This window comes from Streptomyces reniochalinae, assembly GCF_003323735.1.
Classification (GTDB): domain Bacteria; phylum Actinomycetota; class Actinomycetes; order Streptomycetales; family Streptomycetaceae; genus Streptomyces; species Streptomyces reniochalinae.
In genome coordinates this window covers 42,321-60,688 of the sequence record NZ_QOIM01000038.1, presented here as the reverse complement: position 1 = coordinate 60,688, position 18,368 = coordinate 42,321, and the positions used below count along the sequence as shown (strand labels likewise).

The following is an 18,368-nucleotide window of genomic DNA, read 5'->3' as shown; positions in this document are numbered from 1 at the left end:
CGTGCGGGCGCGCTGCCTCGCCGTTCACGCCCCCTTTTTGGTGCGCTATGTCGGGATATAGCAGCCGACCTGTGGAGTACGTCACAGTGCGATAACGGTAGGGAGAGTGGCCCGGAATACGTGCTTCGGCACCAGCGAAATCTTTGCGTTTGAGACCGGGGAAAGCGGGCAGAAGAAGACGGGAACCTGTACGCGAAAAGACGCCGGTATTGCATCGTAAACCGGGGAGCAAGCACCTGTCTCCGTTTTCCGCGATGTCGCTCCGTGGTCCCTTCCCGGCTTCTCCCCGGCCCCCTTCCGTTCCCGATGAGCCGCGCGCCGCGCGGGGAATCCGCACCGGACCGGCCGCCCTGGGCACCCTGGACACCCGCGTACCGGCCACTCGTACAGTGCCGCCATGAGCGAGCGCGCGAGTCTGCACATCAAGGGGCGGGTACTGGTCGGGCCCGAGGACGTACGAGAGCAGATGTGGGTGGTGGACGGGCGCCTCACCTACGAACGGCCACCGGTGGCCCCCGGTGCCACCGAGCCGACCACCCTGAACGGCTGGGTACTGCCCGGGCTCGTGGACGCCCACTGCCACGTCGGGCTCGACGCGCACGGCCCCGTCGACGACTCCACCAGCGAGAAGCAGGCGCTCACCGACCGCGAGGCCGGCGCGCTGCTGCTCCGCGACGCCGGCTCGCCCTCCGACACGCGCTGGATCGACCACCGCGACGACCTGCCCCGCATCATCCGCGCCGGGCGGCACATCGCCCGCACCCGCCGCTACATCCGCAACTACGCGCACGAGATCGAACCCGGCGACCTGGCCGCCTACGTACGCCGCGAGGCCCGGCGCGGGGACGGCTGGGTCAAGATCGTCGGCGACTGGATCGACAGGGAAGAGGGCGACCTCACCGCCTGCTGGCCGCGCTGGGCCATCGAGGAGGCCATCGAAGCGGCCCACCAGGAGGGCGCCCGCGTCACCGCACACTGCTTCGCCGAGGACTCGCTGCGCGACCTGGTGGAGGCGGGCATCGACTGCGTCGAGCACGCCACCGGGCTCACCGAGGAGACCGTCCCGCTCTTCGCCGAGCGCGGCGTCGCCATCGTGCCCACCCTCGTCAACATCGCCACCTTTCCCGCCCTCGCCGACGGCGGGGAGCAGAAGTTCCCCCGCTGGTCGGCCCACATGCGTCAGCTGCACGCCCGCCGCTACGAGACCGTGCGCGCCGCCTGGGACGCCGGCATCCCCGTCTTCACCGGAACCGACGCGGGCGGCTCCCTCGCACACGGGCTCGTCGGCCAGGAGGTCGCCGAACTCGTCAGGGCCGGTATCCCCGCCCGCGACGCGCTGGCCGCCGCCACCTGGACGGCCCGCGACTGGCTGGGCAGGGCCGGGCTGACCGAGGGGGCCCCCGCCGACTTCGTCGTCTACGACACCGATCCGCGCGCGGACGTCCGCGTCCTGGACACGCCGCGCCACGTGGTGCTCAGGGGTCGGGTGGTGCGCTGAGGCACGCCCTCGGCGAGGTGCCGTGCTGACAAGCGGCACCCGGTGCCGCACGCTGGACGCATGAGCCCCATGGCACCCGGTGACAGCGCACCGGACGAGGGCGGCGACGCCGGCGCGCCGCGCGACACGCACGCCCCCGAGCGCCGCGGCCCCTCCCAGACCGGCGCGCGAGCGCTGCTCGACCGGTTGACGGACGGCTTTCGCGAGTTCGGACCCGCGCCGACGCCTGCCTGCGCCACCGCGGGAGGCGGCCGGGGCCAGGGCGGGGAGGCCGCGTGGCGGGCCGCCGGGGAGCCGGTGGACGAAGGGCCGGTCGGCGATGAGCCGTCGGCTCTCCAGCCGACGAACGGGGAGTCGACGGACGCACAGTCGGCGGCCCGGGAGCCCGTGGACGGGCCGCTGGGGTGGCCCGGGTACGACCGGGCGAGGGCCCGGGCGCGCGAACGCACCGGGGAGGACGAGTCCGTGGTGTGCGGCACGGGCAGGATCGGCGGCACCGAAACCGTCCTCGTGTGCTTCGAGTTCGGCTACCTCGGCGGCTCGCTCGGGCAGCGCACCGGCGACCGCGTCGAGGCCGCCCACCGCCGGGCCCGGCAGCTGAGGCTGCCCGTCGTCACCCTCGTCGCCACCGGCGGCAGCCGCATGCAGGAGGGCATGCGCGCGCTCGTCCAGCTCCAGCGCGTGGCCCGGCAGACCGCGCTGACCCGCGCCGCCGGGCTGCCGCAGCTGGCCGTCGTCCGCGACCCGACGACCGGCGGAGGGTGGGCGACCCTCGCCGCGGGCGCCGACGTGGTCCTCGGCCTGCCCGGTGCACAGGCCGCATTCGCCGGATCACGCGTACGCCCCCGCGACGCCGACCCTGCCGCGTACACCGTGGAGGGCCAGCACGCGGCCGGGCACCTGGACCACATCGTCCCCGAAGCCGGACTCGCCCCCGTCCTCGCGCACTGGCTCACCCTGCTCACGGGCGGCGGCGCCCGGCCCGGTGACTCCGCCGGCCCCCGGGGAGCGGGTACCTCGCCTCCGGAGCCCGCGCCGGTGCCGTACGCCCTGCCGGCACCGCCCCCGCGCGGGACGCGGGCCGCTCCCCCCGCGGGCGAGGAGCGAGCCGGCGCGCGCCCCCGCCCGGACACACCGGAGCCGGTCGGCCCGCGCGGCACCGCGTCGGAGCCCCAAGCGGGCCCCGACGCGGGACGGCCCGGCGGACCGCCCGGCAGCGGCCCGGCGGCCGTCGCCCGGGCCCGCGCCGCCGAGCGCCCCCGGGCCCCCGCGTATCTCGACGCCTACTTCAGCAGCCGTACGGAGATCAGGGGCGACCGCTGCGGGGGCGTGGACCCGGGGGTCGTGTGCGGGTTCGGGTTGCACGAAGGCCGGGCCGTCGCCTACGCGGCCCAGTGCGGCACCCCCACCCGGCCCGCCGGCTACCGTACGGCCGCCCGTCTCGTCCGCCTGGCCTCCCGCCTCGGCGTCCCCGTCCTCACCCTCATCGACACCCCCGGCGCCGCCAACGGCCCCGACGACGAACGGGCGGGGGCCGGACCCGCGATAGCGGAGGTGTTCGGCGCGCTCGCGGAGGCCGCCGTACCGGTCACCTCCCTCCTGATCGGCGAGGGCGGCTCCGGCGGCGCCCTCGCCCTGGCCGCGCCCGGCCGGCTGTGGGTGACCCCCGACAGCTACTTCTCCGTCATCGCGCCCGAACTGGCCGCCGCCATCCTCAAGCGCGCCCCCGACCGGGTACCGGAGACGGCCGACGCCCTGCGCCTGCGCCCCCAGGACGCCGTGGACCTCGGGGTGGCGCGCGGCATCGTCCAGGTGTCCGACGGCCCGTGAGGACCGGTCACGGCGCCCGCGTCCCGGGTTCGCCGTCGCCCCCGCTCCCCTCCCACAGCCGTGGTGCCGCGCGCGGGCCGGACAGGGGGCCGGCCGACGGTGGCTTCGGTCGGGCGGTCCCACCGTCCGGGCCGCGCCGGTTCGCCGTCTGGAACCATGGAAGGTGACACCCGCTCCACGGCGACCGCCGGCAGGCAACCGGAAGCGAAGGACGCGCCATGACGGAACGCAAGCCCCCAGGAGTCAGCTTCGAGACGTGGGCCGACCGGCAGATCCGGGAGGCGGAGGAGCGCGGCGAGTTCGCGAACCTGCCAGGGGCGGGGAAGCCGCTGGCAGGCATCGACGCGCCCTACACCGAGCAGTGGTGGGTCGAGCGCAAGATGCGCGACGAGAACCTCTCCTACCTGCCGCCGTCCCTCGCGCTGCGCAGGGACGCGCAGGACGCCCGCGAGCGCGCGGCCGAGGCCCGTTCCGAGGCGGAGGTCCGCGCGATCCTCACTCAGATCAACGCCAGGATCGACGAAGCCGTCCGCACGCCCCTGGAGGGCCCGCCGCACCGGCTGGTGCCCTTCGACGTCGAGAGCGCGGTGCGGCAGTGGCGCTCCGCGCGCGGACGGACGCCGTAGCGGCGGCCGGTCACAGGTCGATGACCGTGTCGCTCGCCGGCACGGCGCTGCACAGCAGGGCCGTGCCCCGGTCGGGCGGCAGGGCAGGCGGCGAGGGGTAGACCACGTGCCCGTCCCGCAGCGGCTTGCTGCAACTGCGGCAGGCGCCTGCCCGGCAGCCGGAGGGGACGGTCAGCCCCTCGGACTCGGCCAGCTCCGCCAGCGTGCCGCTCTCCGGCCGCCACTTGGCCGTTCGCCCGGACGCGGCGAACCGGACGGTGAAGGGCCCCTCGGGAGTCTCCTCGGGTGCGGAGCCCGAGGCCCCGGGGGAGGCGAACACCTCCTGGTGGACGCGTGCGTCCGCCAGCCCGGCGGCCGCCAGCGCCTCCCGCGCGGCGGCGAGGAAGGGCGCGGGTCCGCACAGGAAGGCCGTGCTCGCGGGGTCGACGTCGTCGAGCACGGGCCGGCCCCGTACGGCGTCGAGGCGCTCGGCGTCGCGCGCGCCGGCACGGGTCAGGTGCAGCCGGGCGCGCGCGTGGGGCAGCCGCGCGGCGAGGTCCCGGACCTCGGGCCACAGGGCGAGGTCCGCGGGGCCGCGCGCCGTGTGCACGATCTCGACGCGGCGGTCGGGCTGTTCGTCCGCGCAGCCGCGCAGCAGCGCCGCTGTCTGGGTGACGCCGATGCCGGCGGAGGCCAGCAGCAGCGGCCTGGCGGAGTCGTCGTCCAGGACGGTGCGGCCGTAAGGACCGGAGACCGTCAGCAGGCTGCCGGGGTGGGCGTGCCGGTGCAGGTGGGGTGACATCCGCCCGTCCGGCTCGTGCTTGACGGTGATGCGCAGCCGCCCGGCGTCGTGCGCCGAGACGGTGTAGGCGCGCCACAGCGGTCCTTCCGCGGTGTGCGCGGTGACGAGGACGTGCTGGCCGGGCCGTGGCGCGGGACGCTCCTCGGCCAGCGGGTCGGCCAGCCACAGGCTGACCGCGCCGCTCCCGTGCCGCTCACGCTCCTCGACGCGGGCCCGCCGCGGCCACGCCGCGGGCTGCGGTCCGCCGTGCAGGGGGACGGGGCGCCCGGGGGCGAGCAGCACCACGGGGTCGTCCTCGCGTACGGTGCCGGGCTCGACCACGCGGGCGCGCAGTCCGCAGTACAGGTGGCCGAAGCGGGTGGCCAGCTGAGCGGGGACGTTGAGGTCCCGGCGGGCGCGGCCGGGGTCGACGGAGGTCGCAGCGCAGCGGTTGACGGGGTGCAGTACCTCCAGCCGGGCGCCGCCGACGGCGATGCGCGCTCCGGGCAGGTCGAGCTCCGCCCAGGCGGGAAGGTGTGCCAGCCACAGGTTGGCGCGGAACCTGCGCGGGTCCACCGCGTGTCCGCAGGCGTCGGCGAGCGCTTGGACGGAGGCCAGGTTGAGCAGTGAGACGGTGGCCTTGTCGTCCCAGTAGCCGTGCTCGGCGCGGTGCAGCTCCGCGCCGCCGAACCAGTCGGTGCGGGCGACGAGTCCGGGGGCGGGCGGGTCGAGAGGCACGGTGACGCTCTCGTACGTGGGGTGGGTGAGCGTCGCGGTGCCCGCCTCCTCGTCGATCCGCACGCGCCCGTCGGCGGGTCCCGGTGCGGCGACGAGGGCGTGGAAGTGCCGGGTGGAGGCCCAGGCGCCGCCCGCGGGAACGGGACGCCGTGCGAACGCGAACACGCGGTCGCGGGGCACGCCCCCCAGGGCGGTGAGCCGGGCCTGGGGGACGTCGTGGCCGGGGAGCCCCTTGACGGGGTGCCGGACGATACGGGCGATACGGGCGAGTTGCGACAACGGGCTGCACTCCCTGGGAGCAGATCGTGGAGGGACCGGGTGCCCAGCTTCGCCAGTCCGTGCACCCAGGATCCGCCCTCGGGCCCCCGCTCCTCGCCGCGCCCTCGGGCGTGTCGCCCTCCGCCCGTGCCGCTACCCGTACGCCGTCACACCTCGCCCCGCGCCATGCCGATCAGCCGTTCGAGGACCGTGCCCCGGCTGACGCGCAGGGCGTCGTGCTCCCACGCGCTGGTCACCCAGGTGCGGACGTGGGGGACGGCGCGGGCGGTGGCCAGCGAGTGGTCGCGGTCGACGTACATGTCGTCGTGGTAGACGGCCGCGTACACGGGCACCTCGTTGGCCGCCAGCCGCTCCGTGTCGTACAGGTCGGGCCAGTCGCCGCGTTCGGCCAGCAGGTGCGCGGCCTCGGCCAGCGGCACCAGCGCCGGGTCGAGGTCGAACATCCACGGGTAGATCATCTCTCCGGAGAACAGCACGGGCTCGCCGCCCTCCAGCGCGCGCTCCGCGTCGAAGGCGGGGAACTCGCCGCGCAGGCGCTGCGCCGCCCAGCCGGTGCCCTGCGTGCTGACGGAGCGCTGGGCGTAGGCGGCCTCGTGCACCACGGCGAACAGCGGATTCGCCGCCAGGGACACCTGCGCGTACACGCCGGCGAGGAACGCGTCGGACAGCTCTGGGCCGCTCGCGCCGCGGATCCAGGCGCCCTCCAGCAGGTAGTGCAGGACGTGCGAGCCGGAGTGCTGGCCCAGCAGCATGCCCAGGTACTGGAACCGCTGCACCGTCAGCGGGCTCCCGTCCGGCAGCCGCACCTCGTGCTCGGCCAGGTACGCGGCGATCCGCCTGACCGCCTCGACGTCCTGCGGGTAGCGGGCGTAGTGGGCGGCGTTCTTGGCCGCCACGCGCGGATAGGCGGCCCGGTAGACGTCGTCCGCGCTGACGCGCAGCCCCGGCAGTCCGCCCGTCACGAACGCCTCGCGCAGGGCGTGCGGGGCACGCGAGAGGTAGGCCAGGGTGCAAAACCCTCCGAAGCTCTGGCCGAGCGTGGACCAGCGCCCGTCCCCGCCCAGCAGCCGCTCGCGCACCACTTCGGCGTCCCGGACGATCGAGTCGGCCCGGAAGTGCGCCAGGTACGCGGCCTGCTGCTCGGGCGTGCCACGTGCCGCCAGGGACTGACGGTTGGCGGGCGTGGAGCGTCCCGTGCCGCGCTGGTCCAGCAGCAGCACCCGGTAGTGGCGCAGCGCCGCAGCCAGCCAGTCGGCCTGCCCGACAGGGCGCGGCGAACCCGATCCAGGACCGCCCTGGAGGAACAGCAGCCAGGGCAGCTCTTCGCGCTCACGCCCCGCCGCGACGACCTCGCGCGCGTACACCTCGATCTGTTCACCGTCCGGCCGGTCGTGGTCCAGCGGCACGGGAAAGACGTGGTCGGTCAGCACGGTGCCGGGGTGCCGCAGGGTGGCGGGCATTCCAGACCTCCTGGAGTGGGCGGTGGGGTGGCTGCCCCCATTCGATCAGGCGCCGGACGGTGCGGGCACAGGGCGGGTGTTCTCGCCGTCCGCTCAGCGGTCCGCGGGCAGTGACTCCAGCACCTCGCCGAGCGCCGCGGTGAAACGGTCGGTGGTCTCCCGGTCCCGTACCGCCATCCGGAACCATCCGGTGCCCAGACCCGGGAAGGTGTCACCGCGCCGTACCGCGAACCCCAGCTCCCGCAGCCGGGCCCGCACGGTCGCGGCCCGCGGGTGGCCGACCAGCAGGAACGGGCCCCGCGGGTCCGGCGTGGCCTCGCGGACGCCCGCGCTGCGCAGCGTGGCCAGCCGCTGGAGAAGGTGCGCACGGTCCCGCGTGAACCGGTGCGCCGCCGCCTCCGCCTCGGCCAGCGCCTCGGGTGCGCTGCACGCCTGCGCGGCCGTCAGCGCGGGCGCCGAGACGGGCCACAGGGGCTGGTGGTGTGCCAGTGCCCGCACGGTGTCCGGGTCGCTGAGCGCGTAGCCGACCCGCAGCCCGGCCAGCCCCCAGGTCTTGGTGAGGCTGCGCAGCACGACCGTACGGCCCGGCAACTCGTCCAGCAGCGGTACGAGCGACGCGCGCTCGCCGGGCACCGCGTCGACGAACGCCTCGTCGACGACCAGCGTGCGCCCTGTGCGGGCGAGGCGCGCCAGGCCGGCAGCGGGGTGCAGCACGGAGGTCGGGTTGGTGGGGTTGCCGACGACCACCAGGTCGGCCTCTTCGGGGACGTCCCCGGGCTCCAGCCGGAAGGCGCGCTCGGGGCGTAGCAGCACCCGCCGTACCTGGTGCCCCGCGTCCCGCAGCGCGGCCTCGGGCTCGGTGAACTGCGGGTGCACCACCACCGGGCGGAGCGCGGTCAGGGCGCGGGCCAGCAGGACGAACGCCTCTGCCGCGCCGGCCGTCAGCAGCACCTGTTCCTCCGCCAGCCCGTGCCGCGCGGCCACCGCGCGGCGTGCGGGTCCGCTGTCCGGGTAGGCGGCGAGAGAGTCCAGCGAGGCGGCCAGCCGCTCTTTCAGCCAGGCCGGGGGAGTGCCGGTACGGACGTTGACGGCGAGGTCGGTCAAAGCGGCGCCCGCGCCCCGCACTTCGGCGTCACCGTGGTGGCGCAGCGTGGCGGCGCAGGGCCCCGGGGCCTGCGCTCCGCGGCCCGGTGCGCCGTGCGCGGCGGTCCCGTGGGTGGTCATCGGCCCCTCCCCGGTACGGCGATCGCCGCGAGCGCGGCGGTGGCCCGCGCGGGGCCGCCGCCCTCAGGGCGTGCCAGCGTCTTGGGCACCAGCAGCACGGGGGCGCCGCCCCCGACGTGGGAGCCGTCGCCACCGCCCGCGGCCAGCAGCGCCGCCGCCTCGGCGACGGAGGGGGTGCCGACGGCCGCACGGGAGAAGTCCGAGGGGTGCGGCACCCGGACGCGGGCCAGGGCGAGCGCGTCGTAGGCGAGCAGCGGCAGCCCCGCCCGGCGGGCGGCGGCCAGCAGCCCGGGTTCCTCCGCGCGGGCCTGCACGGTCGCCAGCGCCGCCACGTCACTCTCCGTCAGCCCCGCGGCGGCCAGGACGCCCCGCACCAGGTCCAGCACCTCTTCGGCCGCCACGCCCGCGCAGGTGCCCACGCCGAGGGTGAGGAGCCTCGGTCCCGCGCCGTCGGCGCCCCGGGGCGGTCCCAGCGGGTTCACGCGGCGCTCCGGGCTTCCTGGTGCCGCGCGCAGGCGGCCGTGAACCGGCTCGCCGTGCCGGGCGAGGACGCCCAGTGCACGTGCAGGTAGGAGGCGTGCACGGGGCCCTGCACGAAGCCTTCGGTGCGCCGCTTCGGCCGCACCAGCCCCCAGGCGGGCACCGGCCCCGCGCCGGGCGTCAGCTCGGTGCGGTGGAACTCGTGGCCGCGTACCCGGGTGCCCGCCTGGGCGAGGGCGCTGTCGGCGACGGCGACCGCCTCGCGGTAGCCCAGCGTGAGGCGTTCCGCCATTCGTCCCCGCGCGTCGAGCACCCCGCACATGGGTGTGCCGTCCAGTTCCCGCGCCAGGTACAGCAGTCCGGCGCACTCGGCCGCGACAGGGCCCTCGAAGGCCGCGATCTGCTCGCGCAGGGGTCGATTTTCGGACAACTCAGGTGCGTACACCTCGGGGAAGCCGCCGCCGATGACGAGGCCCGCCGTCCCGTCCGGCAGCGCCTCGTCGCGCAGCGGGTCGAAGCCGACGACCTCGGCGCCCGCGGCGCGCAACAGCTCCGCGTGCTCGGCGTAGGAGAACGTGAACGCCTCGCCGCTCGCCACGGCGATCCTGGGCGCACCGGAGGCCGGCTCAGCCCCCGCTTCGCGCGCCGGCTCCGCGCCCGCTTCGCGCGCCGGGTCCCAGGCCGCTTCCGGCAGCGTCGGCGCCTGCCGTGCCAGGGCGAGCAGCGCGTCCAGGTCGCAGCCCTCGCGCACCCGCCGGGCGAGCGCCGCCACCGACTCCACGGCCTCCGTGCGCCGCTCGGCCACCGGCACCAGGCCCAGATGGCGGGAGGGCGCCCGCACCACCTTCGTGCGGCGCAGCACGCCCAGCACGGGCACCCCCGTACCCTCCAGCGCCTCTTTGAGCAGCTCCTCGTGGCGGTCGGATCCCACCTTGTTGAGCACCACGCCCGCGACCCGCACCCTCGGGTCCCAGGAGGCGAAGCCGTGCACCAGCGCGGCGACCGACCTGGACTGCGAGGAGGCGTCCACCACGAGCACGACCGGCGCCCGCAGCAGCTTGGCCACGTGTGCCGTCGAGGCCAGCTCGCCCTGCCCGGCGGCACCGTCGTAGAGGCCCATCACGCCCTCGACGACGGCCAGGTCGGCCCCCGCCGCACCGTGTGCGAACAGCGGGGCGATCCGCTCGGGGCCGCACAGGTAGGCGTCCAGGTTGCGTCCCGCCCGGCCGGTCGCCAGCGCGTGGTAGCCCGGATCGATGTAGTCGGGGCCGACCTTGTGCGGCGAGACGGTCAGGCCGCGTGCGGCGAAGGCGGCCATCAGCCCGGTCGCCACCGTCGTCTTGCCGCTGCCCGAGGACGGCGCCGCGATCACCAGCCGCGGCGTGCGGATCACGCGGCGTCCCCTGCCGCACCCTGCGCGGCGGTCACCATTCGATGCCCTTCTGGCCCTTCTGGCCGGCGTCCATCGGGTGCTTCACCTTCGAGAAGTCGGTCACCAGGTCCGCCGCGTCGACCAGCTCCCGCGGCGCGTTCCGGCCCGTGACGACGACGTGCTGGGTACCGGGGCGGTCCCGCAGGACGGACACCACCTCGTGCACGTCCACCCAGCCCCAGTGCATCGGGTAGGCGAACTCGTCCAGCACCAGCATCCTGTACGTCTCGGCGGCCAGATCGCGCTTGACCTGCTCCCAGCCCTCGCGGGCGGCGGCCTCGCTGCTCATCTCGCCGTCGGCGACGTTGCGCTGGATCCACGACCAGCCCTCGCCCATCTTGTGCCACGTCACGCTGCCGCCCTCGCCCGTCTCACCGAGCACCTTGAGCGCACGCTCCTCGCCGACCTTCCACTTGGCCGACTTCACGAACTGGAACACCCCGAGGGGCCATCCCTGGTTCCACGCCCGCAGCGCCAGCCCGAAAGCGGCCGTCGACTTGCCCTTGCCGGTCCCCGTGTGCACCGCGACCAGCGGCCGGTTGCGGCGCTGACGCGTGGTGAGACCGTCAGCGGGTACGACACTCGGCTGTCCCTTCGGCATTACGCGGCCCTCCGTGCGTTCCTGGAATCCCTGGCGTCCGTGGTGTGGCGGACGAGTTCGGCCACCGAGTCCGCGCGCAACGCGTCCAGCGTGACCGACTCGCCGCCCAGTTGGGCGGCCAGCTGGGCCGCCAGCCCCAGCCGTACGTGTCCGGCCTCGCAGTCCACGACCACCGAGGCGATGCCGTCAGCCGCCAGCGCCCCCGCCGCCTGCCGGGTGCGCACCAGCGGCTCGGGGCCGCCCGTCGCCCTCCCGTCGGTGACGGTCACCAGCAGCGGGCGCCGCGCCGGGTCCCGCAGCCGCTCCACGCGCAGCACCTCACGTGCCCGCAGGAGGCCGGCCGCCAGCGGCGTGCGGCCCCCGGTCGGCAGCGACTCGAGACGGGCGGCGGCCGCGTCCACGGACGACGTCGGCGGCAGTGCCACCTCCGCGTCCTGTCGCCGGAACGTCACCAGGCCGACCTTGTCGCGGCGCTGGTAGGCGTCCAGCAGCAGCGACAGGACCGCGCCCTTGACCGCGCTCATCCGCTGCCGCGCCGCCATCGAGCCCGACGCGTCCACCACGAACAGCACCAGGTTGCCCTCGCGGCCCTCCCGCACCGCTTCCCGCAGGTCGTCGCGGCGCACCACCAGGCCGCTTCCGCTGCGCCCCCGCGCGCGCTGGTACGGCGCCGCCGCCTGCACGGTGGCCGCCAGGTGCAGCTTGCCGAGCGCGCCGTGGGGGCGGCGCGCCCCCGTGGTGCGGCCGTGTGCCGTACGGGCACGTGAGCGCCGCCCGGCCGCGCCCTCACCGAGCCCTGGGACGGTCAAAACGCGCGCCTTGAACGGCTCACCCGTCTCAGCTGTGGGCTGCTGCGCGGCGGCCTGGGCCCGCGGATCGGGCTCCCCGCAGTCCCCGCCTGCGGGCTGTCCTGACGGCGACCCGTCGGCCTGCTGCGGGGCAGCGGCCTCCTCGGGGCCGGCCGTCCCGCGCTCGGCCCCCTCGTGCGCGTCGTCCCGTGCGTCGTCCTGCGGAGCGTCGTGGGGGTGGGACTGCGGGGGGATGCCGCCGCCGGGGCCGCCCTCGGGCCCCCCGTCGCCGCCGTCGTCCGGTGCTCCGTTCCCGGGCCCGTCGCCCTCAGGCCCTTCGGGCCCGGGACCGTCGTCCTCGGGGGCGTTCTCCTCCAGCGTCCGGTCCAGCTTCTCCTCGTCCAGCCCCGGCGCGTCGAAGGGGTTGCGCCTGCGCCGGTGCGGGAGAGCCAGCAGCGCGGCCTGCCGTACGTCCGTCTGCTCCACCTCCCCGCGCCCCGCCCACGCCGCCAGCGCGGTCGCCGTGCGGGCCATCACCAGATCGGCACGCATGCCGTCCACCTCGAACGCCGCGCAGGTCGCGGCGATCTGCCGCAGCGCGGCGTCCCCGAGGCGCACCTTCGGCAGCAGCGCGCGGGCCGCCACGATGCGCTCGCGCAGCAGCCGCTCCTCGTCGGCCCAGCGCGCCGCGAACCCCTCGGGGCCGGCGTCGTAGGCCAGCCGGCGCCGTACGACCTCCACCCGCTCGTCCGGCTCGCGCGAGGCCGCCACCTCCACCGTCAGCCCGAACCTGTCGAGAAGCTGGGGGCGCAGCTCACCCTCCTCGGGGTTCATCGTGCCCACCAGCAGGAAGCGGGACGCGTGCCGTACGGAGACGCCCTCGCGCTCCACGTAGGAGGCGCCCATCGCGGCGGCGTCGAGCAGCAGGTCGACCAGGTGGTCGTGGAGGAGGTTGACCTCGTCCACGTACAGCACGCCCCGGTGCGCGTCCGCCAGCAGCCCCGGCTCGAACGCCTTCACGCCCTCCGACAGCGCCCGCTCGATGTCGAGCGCGCCCACCAGCCGGTCCTCCGAGGCGCCGACCGGGAGCTCCACCATCCGCGCCGGGCGGGCCTCGGCCGCGTCCGGGTCGGTGCCCGCGTGCGGGCCGTCGGGGCAGTCCGGGTCGGGTGCGGCGGGGTCGCAGGAGAAGCGGCAGCCGGGCACGACCCGCACGTCGGGCAGCAGCGCCGAGACGGCCCTGACGGCCGTGCTCTTCGCCGTGCCTTTCTCGCCGCGCACCAGGACGCCGCCAATGGCAGGGGAGACGGCGTTGAGCAGGAGGGAAAGCTGCAAGTCGGCTTGGCCGACGAGGGCTGTGAAGGGATAGGGGGGCGTCACGCGGTCACTCCTTCGAGTGGCTTGGATCGAACAGGTCGGGCTCACGGGCAGGCAACCGCGAGTGTGGAGCTCCTGCTCCTCGCCGTCGCGGGGGTGATCCGGGCACCGCGAACTCGAGAGCGGTTCGGGCACTGTGCTCCCCACCGATGTGGGGGTTCCAAGACCGCGGAGCCTTCACTGCGGCGCTCCCGGCGGCACGAACGGCAGCGGTCCTTCCGGCACTCCGTCCTCGACGAGGCGCAGCAGCGCCGCCGTGTCGGCGTGCTCCTCGATCAGATCGCCCAGCCGGTCGAGCTGTTCCTCGCGCAGGGCGGCGAACCGGGTGTCGGGCGCGGGCTCGAAGGCGCGGCCCGCGTCGGCGGCGACCCGGCGCAGGAAGGCGCGGCGGAAGCCGTCCGACTCCAGCGAACCGTGCCAGTGGGTGCCCCACACGGACCCCACCCGGCACCCGTCCAGCTCCTCGCCGCCCGCCGAGCTCAGGAAGCCCTCACCGCCGTGCACGTCGGCCACCCCGTGGTGGATCTCGTAGCCCTCCACCGGCTCGCCCAGCGCCGTGCCGTGCGGACGCGCGAGGGTCTTGCCGTGGGCGAACCGCACCCGTACGGGCAGCAGTCCGAGCCCGTCGACCAGCCCTGCGCGCGACTCGACCTCGTCCTCGATCTGCTCGCCGAGCAGCTGGTAGCCGCCGCAGATGCCCAGCACAGGGCGTCCCTCGGCGGCCCGCCGCGCCACCGCGCCGGCCAGGCCGCGCTCGCGCAGCCACTCCAGCGCCCTGACCGTCCCGCGCGTGCCCGGTACGACGACCAGGTCGGCGTCGGCCAGCTCCTCGGGGCGGTCGCAGAAGCGCACCACCACACCCGGCTCGGCCGCCAGCGCGTCCACGTCGGTGAAGTTCGACATCAGCGGCACCGCGAGCACCGCGACCCGCAGCACGTCGGCACCGTGCGGAGCCGCGACGGAGGACTCGCGCACAGCGCCCCGCAGGGAGACCCGCAGGCCGTCCTCCTCGTCGATGCCCAGACCGTGCCGGAACGGCAGCACCCCGAGCGTCGGCCGTCCCGTCAGCCCGCGCAGCATCTCCAGGCCCGGCTCGAGCAGCGTCACGTCGCCGCGGAACTTGTTCACCAGGTAGCCGGCGACCAGCTCCTGGTCCTCCGGGGCCAGCAGCGCCGTCGTGCCGAACAGGGAGGCGAAGACGCCGCCCCTGTCGATGTCGCCGACCACCACGACCGGCAGCCTGCACGCCCGCGCCAGGCCCATGTTGACGATGTCGCTGCGCCGCAGGTTGATCTCCGCGGGGCTGCCCGCGCCCTCGCAGACGACCGCGTCGTGGGTGCGCCGCAGCTCCTCCAGGCAGCCCGCCACCGTCTCCAGCAGCTCCTCGCGCCGCCCGAACCGCACACCCTGGGATGTGCCGGTGTGCCGGCCGAAGTAGCCCTGCGCGGACATCTCACCCACCGGCCTGCCCAGCAGCACCACTTGACTGGTGCGGTCGCTGCCCGGCTTCAGCAGCACCGGGTTCATCAGCGCGCTCGGCTCCGTGCGGGCCGCCGCCGCCTGCATGGCCTGCGCCCGGCCGATCTCGGCGCCGTCGAGCGTGACGTAGGAGTTCAGCGACATGTTCTGCGCCTTGAACGGCGCCACGCGCAGCCCCTTGCGGGCCAGCCAGCGGCAGATGCCCGCCGTCACCACGCTCTTGCCCGCGTCCGAGGTCGTCCCCGCGACCAGCAGTCCGCCTCCGCCGCTCACCGTGCGCCTCCCGCGCTCCCGGCACCCCGAGGGCGCCGCGTCGTCCCACCCACCGCACCTCGTACCGCGCCTCGGGCCGCGCCGACCGCGCAGCAGACCGCCAGCGCCAGCACGCCGACGCGGCGGGACAACCGCACCGCCCGCTCGATGTCAGCCGTCCGCACCTGGCGGCCGGGCCCGTTCAAGGCCGGGCGGTGCTCGACGCGTCCGCCGTAGGAGAGCGTCCCGCCGAGCCGCACGCCGAGCGCCCCGGCGAACGACGCCTCGACGGGCCCCGCGTTGGGGCTCGGATGCCGGTGCGCGTCCGACCGCCACGCCCGCAGGGCGCCGCACGGGTCGGGCCCGGCCACGGCGGCCAGTACGGCGGTCAGCCGCGCCCCCGGCCAGCCCGCGGCGTCGTCCAGCCGGGCGGCGGCCCAGCCGAACCTGCGGTGGCGCGGCGAGCGGTGACCGACCATCGCGTCCAGTGTGTTGACCGCCCGGAAACCCAGCATCCCCGGCACACCTGCCAGCGCGCCCCACACCAGGGCGCCGACCACGGCGTCCGAGGTGTTCTCCGCGACGGACTCGACCACCGCACGGGCCACGCCCCGCGCGTCGAGCCCCAGCGGATCGCGGCCGCACAGCGCGGGCAGCCGCTCGCGGGCCAGCTCCAGATCACCGGCCTCCAGCGCCGCGGCCACGGCGCGCGCCTCGCGCGTGAGGGACGTACCACCGAGGACGGCCCACGTGGCGGCGGCGGTCACCGCCACCGCGGACACCTGCGAACATCCCGCCGCCCGCGCCCGCTTGCGCACGCCGCGCTTCGCGAGCGCCCGTATGCCCCGGCTCGCGAGCGTGCCCGTGCCGGGCCTGGCGAGTGCGTCCGTGCCGGGCCTGGCGAGTGCGTCCGTGCCGGGCCTGGCGAGTGCGTCCGTGCCCGGCTTCGTGAGCGGGCCTGCGCCCGGCTTCGTGAGCGCGCCTGCGCCCCGCTTGGCGAACGCCCGTATGCCCCGCGCCACGAACTCCGTGCCGGGCGCTGGGTCCTCGCCCGTGGCGGCGCGCCACGCGCCCTCGGCGCGCCGCGGGCCACCGTCGGCTGCGGTGATCCCCGCAGCCGTGCTCGCGGCGCGTCCCACCGCGATCGCGCCGCCCGCGCACAGTGCCACGTACAGCGCTCCCACGCCGCGGTCGTCGCGCCACATCCGACGCTCCAACGCGCCCGCGGCCCGGCCGAAGGCGGCGACAGGGTGGCCGCGCCGCGGATCGCCCAGCAGCGCGTCCGCGGCGAATCCGGCGACGGCGCCACCGGCCTGGACGCCCACGGTCCGCTTCACGCGACAGGCCCGGCGCACACATCCACGACGACGGAGGGGGCGGCCCCGCGGGGGGCGAATACGGCAGCGCAGCCACGCATGGCGGTGTCCTCACTCAGGGTCCTCGCCCTGGCTCGACTCGACCGGCGGCGAGAGTCTCCTGGCTCCCGGATCCGCGCCACCCCGCCTTCCAGCCCGCAAGGGGCCGTGGCGTCGCTGGGATGGCGCTCCCCGGTGACAGTGGCGGGACCGCGCCGGATTCGCACCGGCTTCCTCTCCATGCCGCCGTTTGGGCACCGGCAGTCCACCACGCCAGAATGACCCCGTCAACTCGCCCTTGACCTGCGACGGGAGAGTGTGTGATCCCCCACGCCCACGCCGTCGGCCCGCCGCTGGCGCCGGGGCGGCGCGCGCGACGAAGAGCGCCCCCGGGCGGTTCCCGGGGGCGTTCGGAGCGGGTCGGTGGGTCGGGGCTCTGAGGCGGGTCGAGGCGGATCGGCGTGGGGCGGAGGGGACCGGGCGGGAGTTACGCCGCGATCAGGTAGATGCCGTACGCCACCGCCGCCAGGCACAGCGCGTAGCAGGCGTACGCGCCGGTGCGGGCGAGCGCGGTGGGCCCGTCGCCGCTGGTGCGCGGGGAGTTGGTGACGATGCCGAGGGTGAAGACGCCGACGAGTCCGACGGTCGCCACCAGGCTGACGCCGAAGACCTGGCCGAGCGCGGCCCAGTCGATGTTCATGCGGTCACTCTTTCTGGCTGGAGGCCCGCTCCGCGGGCCCGGGAGGGGCTGCCATGGCCGAGGGGCTCAGGGGATGCTGCCCGCGGAGGCGGGGCGGCTCGGGGCGGCGGCGGGATCACCGGGGAACTGCTCGCCCGCGTCCTGCCGCGAGACGGCCGGCGCGGTGGATGCCGCGCCCACGCCCGCCGGGGCCGGGGGAGGGGAGACGGCGCGCACGGCGGTGGTGACCACCCCCGCGGGCTCCGGCTCGGGAGACGGCGCCGGCATGGCGGCCTCCCTCGCGGGCTCGACCTCGTTGACGTTGGTGTGGTCCACCGGCGTGCGCCGGGAGCGGACCCAGATGGCGCCGCAGATCGCCAGTGTGAGGACGGCGACCGCCGCCACACCCCAGTCGCCCTGGCCGGCCAGCAGCGCGGCGCCCGCCGCGACGAGCCCCGCCGCCGGGAGGGTGAGCGCCCAGCCGACGACCATGCGGCCCGCCGTGCCCCAGCGGACCACGCCGCCCTTGCGGCCGAGTCCCGAGCCCATCACGGCGCCGGAGCACACGTGGGTGGTCGAGAGGGAGAAGCCGATGTGCGAGGAGGCCAGGATGGTGGCCGCCGCGCTCGTCTGGGCGGCGAAGCCCTGCGGGGGCTGGATGTCGGTGATGCCCTTGCCCATGGTGCGGATGATGCGCCAGCCGCCCAGGTAGGTGCCCAGCGCGATGGCCATGCCCGCCGAGGTGATGACCCACACGGGCGGGTTCGCGCCGGGGGCCAGTGCGCCGCCGGTGACCAGCGCGAGGGTGATCACGCCCATGGTCTTCTGCGCGTCGTTGGTGCCGTGCGCCAGGGAGACCAGCGCGGCGGAGGTGATCTGCCCGGCGCGGTAGCCCTTGGCGGTCCGCCCCTCGTCGGCGTCGCGGGCGAGGCGGTAGGTCACCCGGGTGGCGCACACGGAGGCGACGCCGGCGACCAGCGGCGCGGCGAGCGCGGGGATGAGCACCTTCATGACGACGACGTCGCCGTTGACCGCACCCGTGCCGACCGCCGCGACCGTCGCACCGAGCAGACCGCCCATCAGCGCGTGGGAGGAGCTGGAGGGGAGTCCGGCGAGCCAGGTCAGCAGGTTCCAGATGATCGCGCCCACCAGCCCGGCGAAGATCACTTCGGGCTTGATGCCGGAACCTTCATCGATGATTCCCGAGGAGATGGTCTTGGCCACCTCGACGGACAAGAACGCGCCGAGGAGGTTGAGGACCGCGGACATGGCCACCGCCGCGCGGGGAGCCAGGGCCCCGGTGGAGATGGTGGTGGCCATGGCGTTGGCCGTGTCGTGGAAGCCGTTCGTGAAGTCGAACACCAAGGCCGTGACGATCACGATCCCGATGAGAAGCGTGATGTGTTCCATTCACCAGGCACAATCAGTTCGAGGGGCAGTAACGCCGTGAACGTAAGGACGGCGAATGAACAGAAGGTGAACTGGGGCGGGCGTCGAGGTGTCACCCCCT

The 18,368-nt window shown here is 75.7% G+C and carries 14 protein-coding genes, 1 pseudogene and 1 riboswitch; of the genes and pseudogenes, 3 read left to right on the top strand and 12 right to left on the bottom strand.

What is annotated here, in order from left to right; genetic code table 11:
* The first annotated feature begins 397 nt into the window (after window positions 1-397).
* The 3 genes from DQ392_RS19785 (at window position 398) to DQ392_RS19775 (ending at window position 3,954) form a co-directional block, all read left to right on the top strand.
* A complete protein-coding gene (locus DQ392_RS19785; RefSeq protein WP_114016984.1) occupies window positions 398-1,498 on the top strand; it encodes an amidohydrolase family protein in 1,101 nt (366 codons plus the stop codon).
* A 60-nt stretch (window positions 1,499-1,558) separates the two neighbouring features.
* Complete coding sequence (locus tag DQ392_RS19780) at window positions 1,559-3,328, top strand: carboxyl transferase domain-containing protein (RefSeq protein WP_245981683.1); 1,770 nt, start codon at window positions 1,559-1,561, stop codon at window positions 3,326-3,328.
* 218 nt (window positions 3,329-3,546) lie between these two features.
* Window positions 3,547-3,954, top strand: a complete 408-nt coding sequence (locus DQ392_RS19775; protein ID WP_114016983.1) for a DnaJ family domain-containing protein — start codon at window positions 3,547-3,549, stop codon at window positions 3,952-3,954.
* A 10-nt stretch (window positions 3,955-3,964) separates the two neighbouring features.
* Here DQ392_RS19775 and DQ392_RS19770 read toward each other — a convergent pair whose 3' ends face one another.
* The 12 genes and pseudogenes from DQ392_RS19770 to DQ392_RS19720 all read right to left on the bottom strand — a co-directional run bounded on the left by DQ392_RS19770 (window position 3,965) and on the right by DQ392_RS19720 (window position 18,268).
* Window positions 3,965-5,731, bottom strand: a complete 1,767-nt coding sequence (locus DQ392_RS19770) for an MOSC domain-containing protein (RefSeq protein WP_114016982.1) — start codon at window positions 5,729-5,731, stop codon at window positions 3,965-3,967.
* Window positions 5,732-5,877: 146 nt separating this feature from the next.
* Entirely contained in the window at window positions 5,878-7,191 is a 1,314-nt protein-coding gene (locus DQ392_RS19765) for an alpha/beta fold hydrolase (RefSeq protein ID WP_114016981.1), read from the bottom strand.
* Window positions 7,192-7,284: 93 nt separating this feature from the next.
* Window positions 7,285-8,415: an Rv2231c family histidinol phosphate aminotransferase CobC gene (gene cobC / locus DQ392_RS19760; RefSeq protein WP_114016980.1), complete on the bottom strand. Its 1,131-nt coding sequence runs from the start codon at window positions 8,413-8,415 to the stop codon at window positions 7,285-7,287.
* A complete protein-coding gene (locus tag DQ392_RS19755; protein ID WP_245981681.1) occupies window positions 8,412-8,897 on the bottom strand; it encodes a cobalamin biosynthesis protein in 486 nt (161 codons plus the stop codon). Before DQ392_RS19755 ends, cobC begins: the two co-directional genes overlap by 4 nt.
* Window positions 8,894-10,288 carry a cobyrinic acid a,c-diamide synthase CobB gene (locus tag DQ392_RS19750; RefSeq protein ID WP_114016979.1) on the bottom strand — a complete coding sequence of 465 codons (1,395 nt, stop codon included), beginning with the start codon at window positions 10,286-10,288 and terminating at the stop codon, window positions 8,894-8,896. The genes DQ392_RS19755 and DQ392_RS19750 overlap by 4 nt, the downstream gene beginning before the upstream one ends.
* Window positions 10,289-10,319: 31 nt before the next feature.
* Complete coding sequence (gene cobO, locus DQ392_RS19745; RefSeq protein ID WP_114016978.1) at window positions 10,320-10,928, bottom strand: cob(I)yrinic acid a,c-diamide adenosyltransferase; 609 nt, start codon at window positions 10,926-10,928, stop codon at window positions 10,320-10,322.
* On the bottom strand, window positions 10,928-13,096 hold the full coding sequence (locus tag DQ392_RS19740) for a putative cobaltochelatase (RefSeq protein WP_114016977.1): 2,169 nt from the start codon (window positions 13,094-13,096) through the stop codon (window positions 10,928-10,930). The genes cobO and DQ392_RS19740 overlap by 1 nt, the downstream gene beginning before the upstream one ends.
* A 174-nt stretch (window positions 13,097-13,270) precedes the next feature.
* Window positions 13,271-14,845 (bottom strand): cobyric acid synthase, encoded by a 1,575-nt coding sequence (locus tag DQ392_RS19735; RefSeq protein WP_114016976.1) that lies wholly within the window; start codon window positions 14,843-14,845, stop codon window positions 13,271-13,273.
* Entirely contained in the window at window positions 14,842-15,834 is a 993-nt protein-coding gene (locus tag DQ392_RS35340; RefSeq protein WP_425470571.1) for a CobD/CbiB family cobalamin biosynthesis protein, read from the bottom strand. The genes DQ392_RS19735 and DQ392_RS35340 overlap by 4 nt, the downstream gene beginning before the upstream one ends.
* A gap of 111 nt (window positions 15,835-15,945) precedes the next feature.
* Window positions 15,946-16,086: pseudogene (locus tag DQ392_RS36230) on the bottom strand (cobalamin biosynthesis protein); the annotation flags it as partial.
* 208 nt (window positions 16,087-16,294) lie between these two features.
* Window positions 16,295-16,415: riboswitch (cobalamin riboswitch) on the bottom strand.
* A 251-nt stretch (window positions 16,416-16,666) separates the two neighbouring features.
* Window positions 16,667-16,879 (bottom strand): hypothetical protein, encoded by a 213-nt coding sequence (locus DQ392_RS19725; protein WP_114016975.1) that lies wholly within the window; start codon window positions 16,877-16,879, stop codon window positions 16,667-16,669.
* A gap of 66 nt (window positions 16,880-16,945) precedes the next feature.
* A complete protein-coding gene (locus tag DQ392_RS19720) occupies window positions 16,946-18,268 on the bottom strand; it encodes an inorganic phosphate transporter (protein ID WP_114016974.1) in 1,323 nt (440 codons plus the stop codon).
* Between the last annotated feature and the right edge of the window lie 100 nt (window positions 18,269-18,368).

Coding starts and splice junctions, on each gene's coding strand:
- cobO (WP_114016978.1), bottom strand. CDS start 10,928: ATGCCGAAGGGACAGCCGAGTGTCGTACCCGCTGACGGTCTCACCACG.
- DQ392_RS19775 (WP_114016983.1), top strand. CDS start 3,547: ATGACGGAACGCAAGCCCCCAGGAGTCAGCTTCGAGACGTGGGCCGAC.
- cobC (WP_114016980.1), bottom strand. CDS start 8,415: ATGACCACCCACGGGACCGCCGCGCACGGCGCACCGGGCCGCGGAGCG.
- DQ392_RS19720 (WP_114016974.1), bottom strand. CDS start 18,268: ATGGAACACATCACGCTTCTCATCGGGATCGTGATCGTCACGGCCTTG.
- DQ392_RS19785 (WP_114016984.1), top strand. CDS start 398: ATGAGCGAGCGCGCGAGTCTGCACATCAAGGGGCGGGTACTGGTCGGG.
- DQ392_RS19780 (WP_245981683.1), top strand. CDS start 1,559: ATGAGCCCCATGGCACCCGGTGACAGCGCACCGGACGAGGGCGGCGAC.
- DQ392_RS19725 (WP_114016975.1), bottom strand. CDS start 16,879: ATGAACATCGACTGGGCCGCGCTCGGCCAGGTCTTCGGCGTCAGCCTG.
- DQ392_RS19765 (WP_114016981.1), bottom strand. CDS start 7,191: ATGCCCGCCACCCTGCGGCACCCCGGCACCGTGCTGACCGACCACGTC.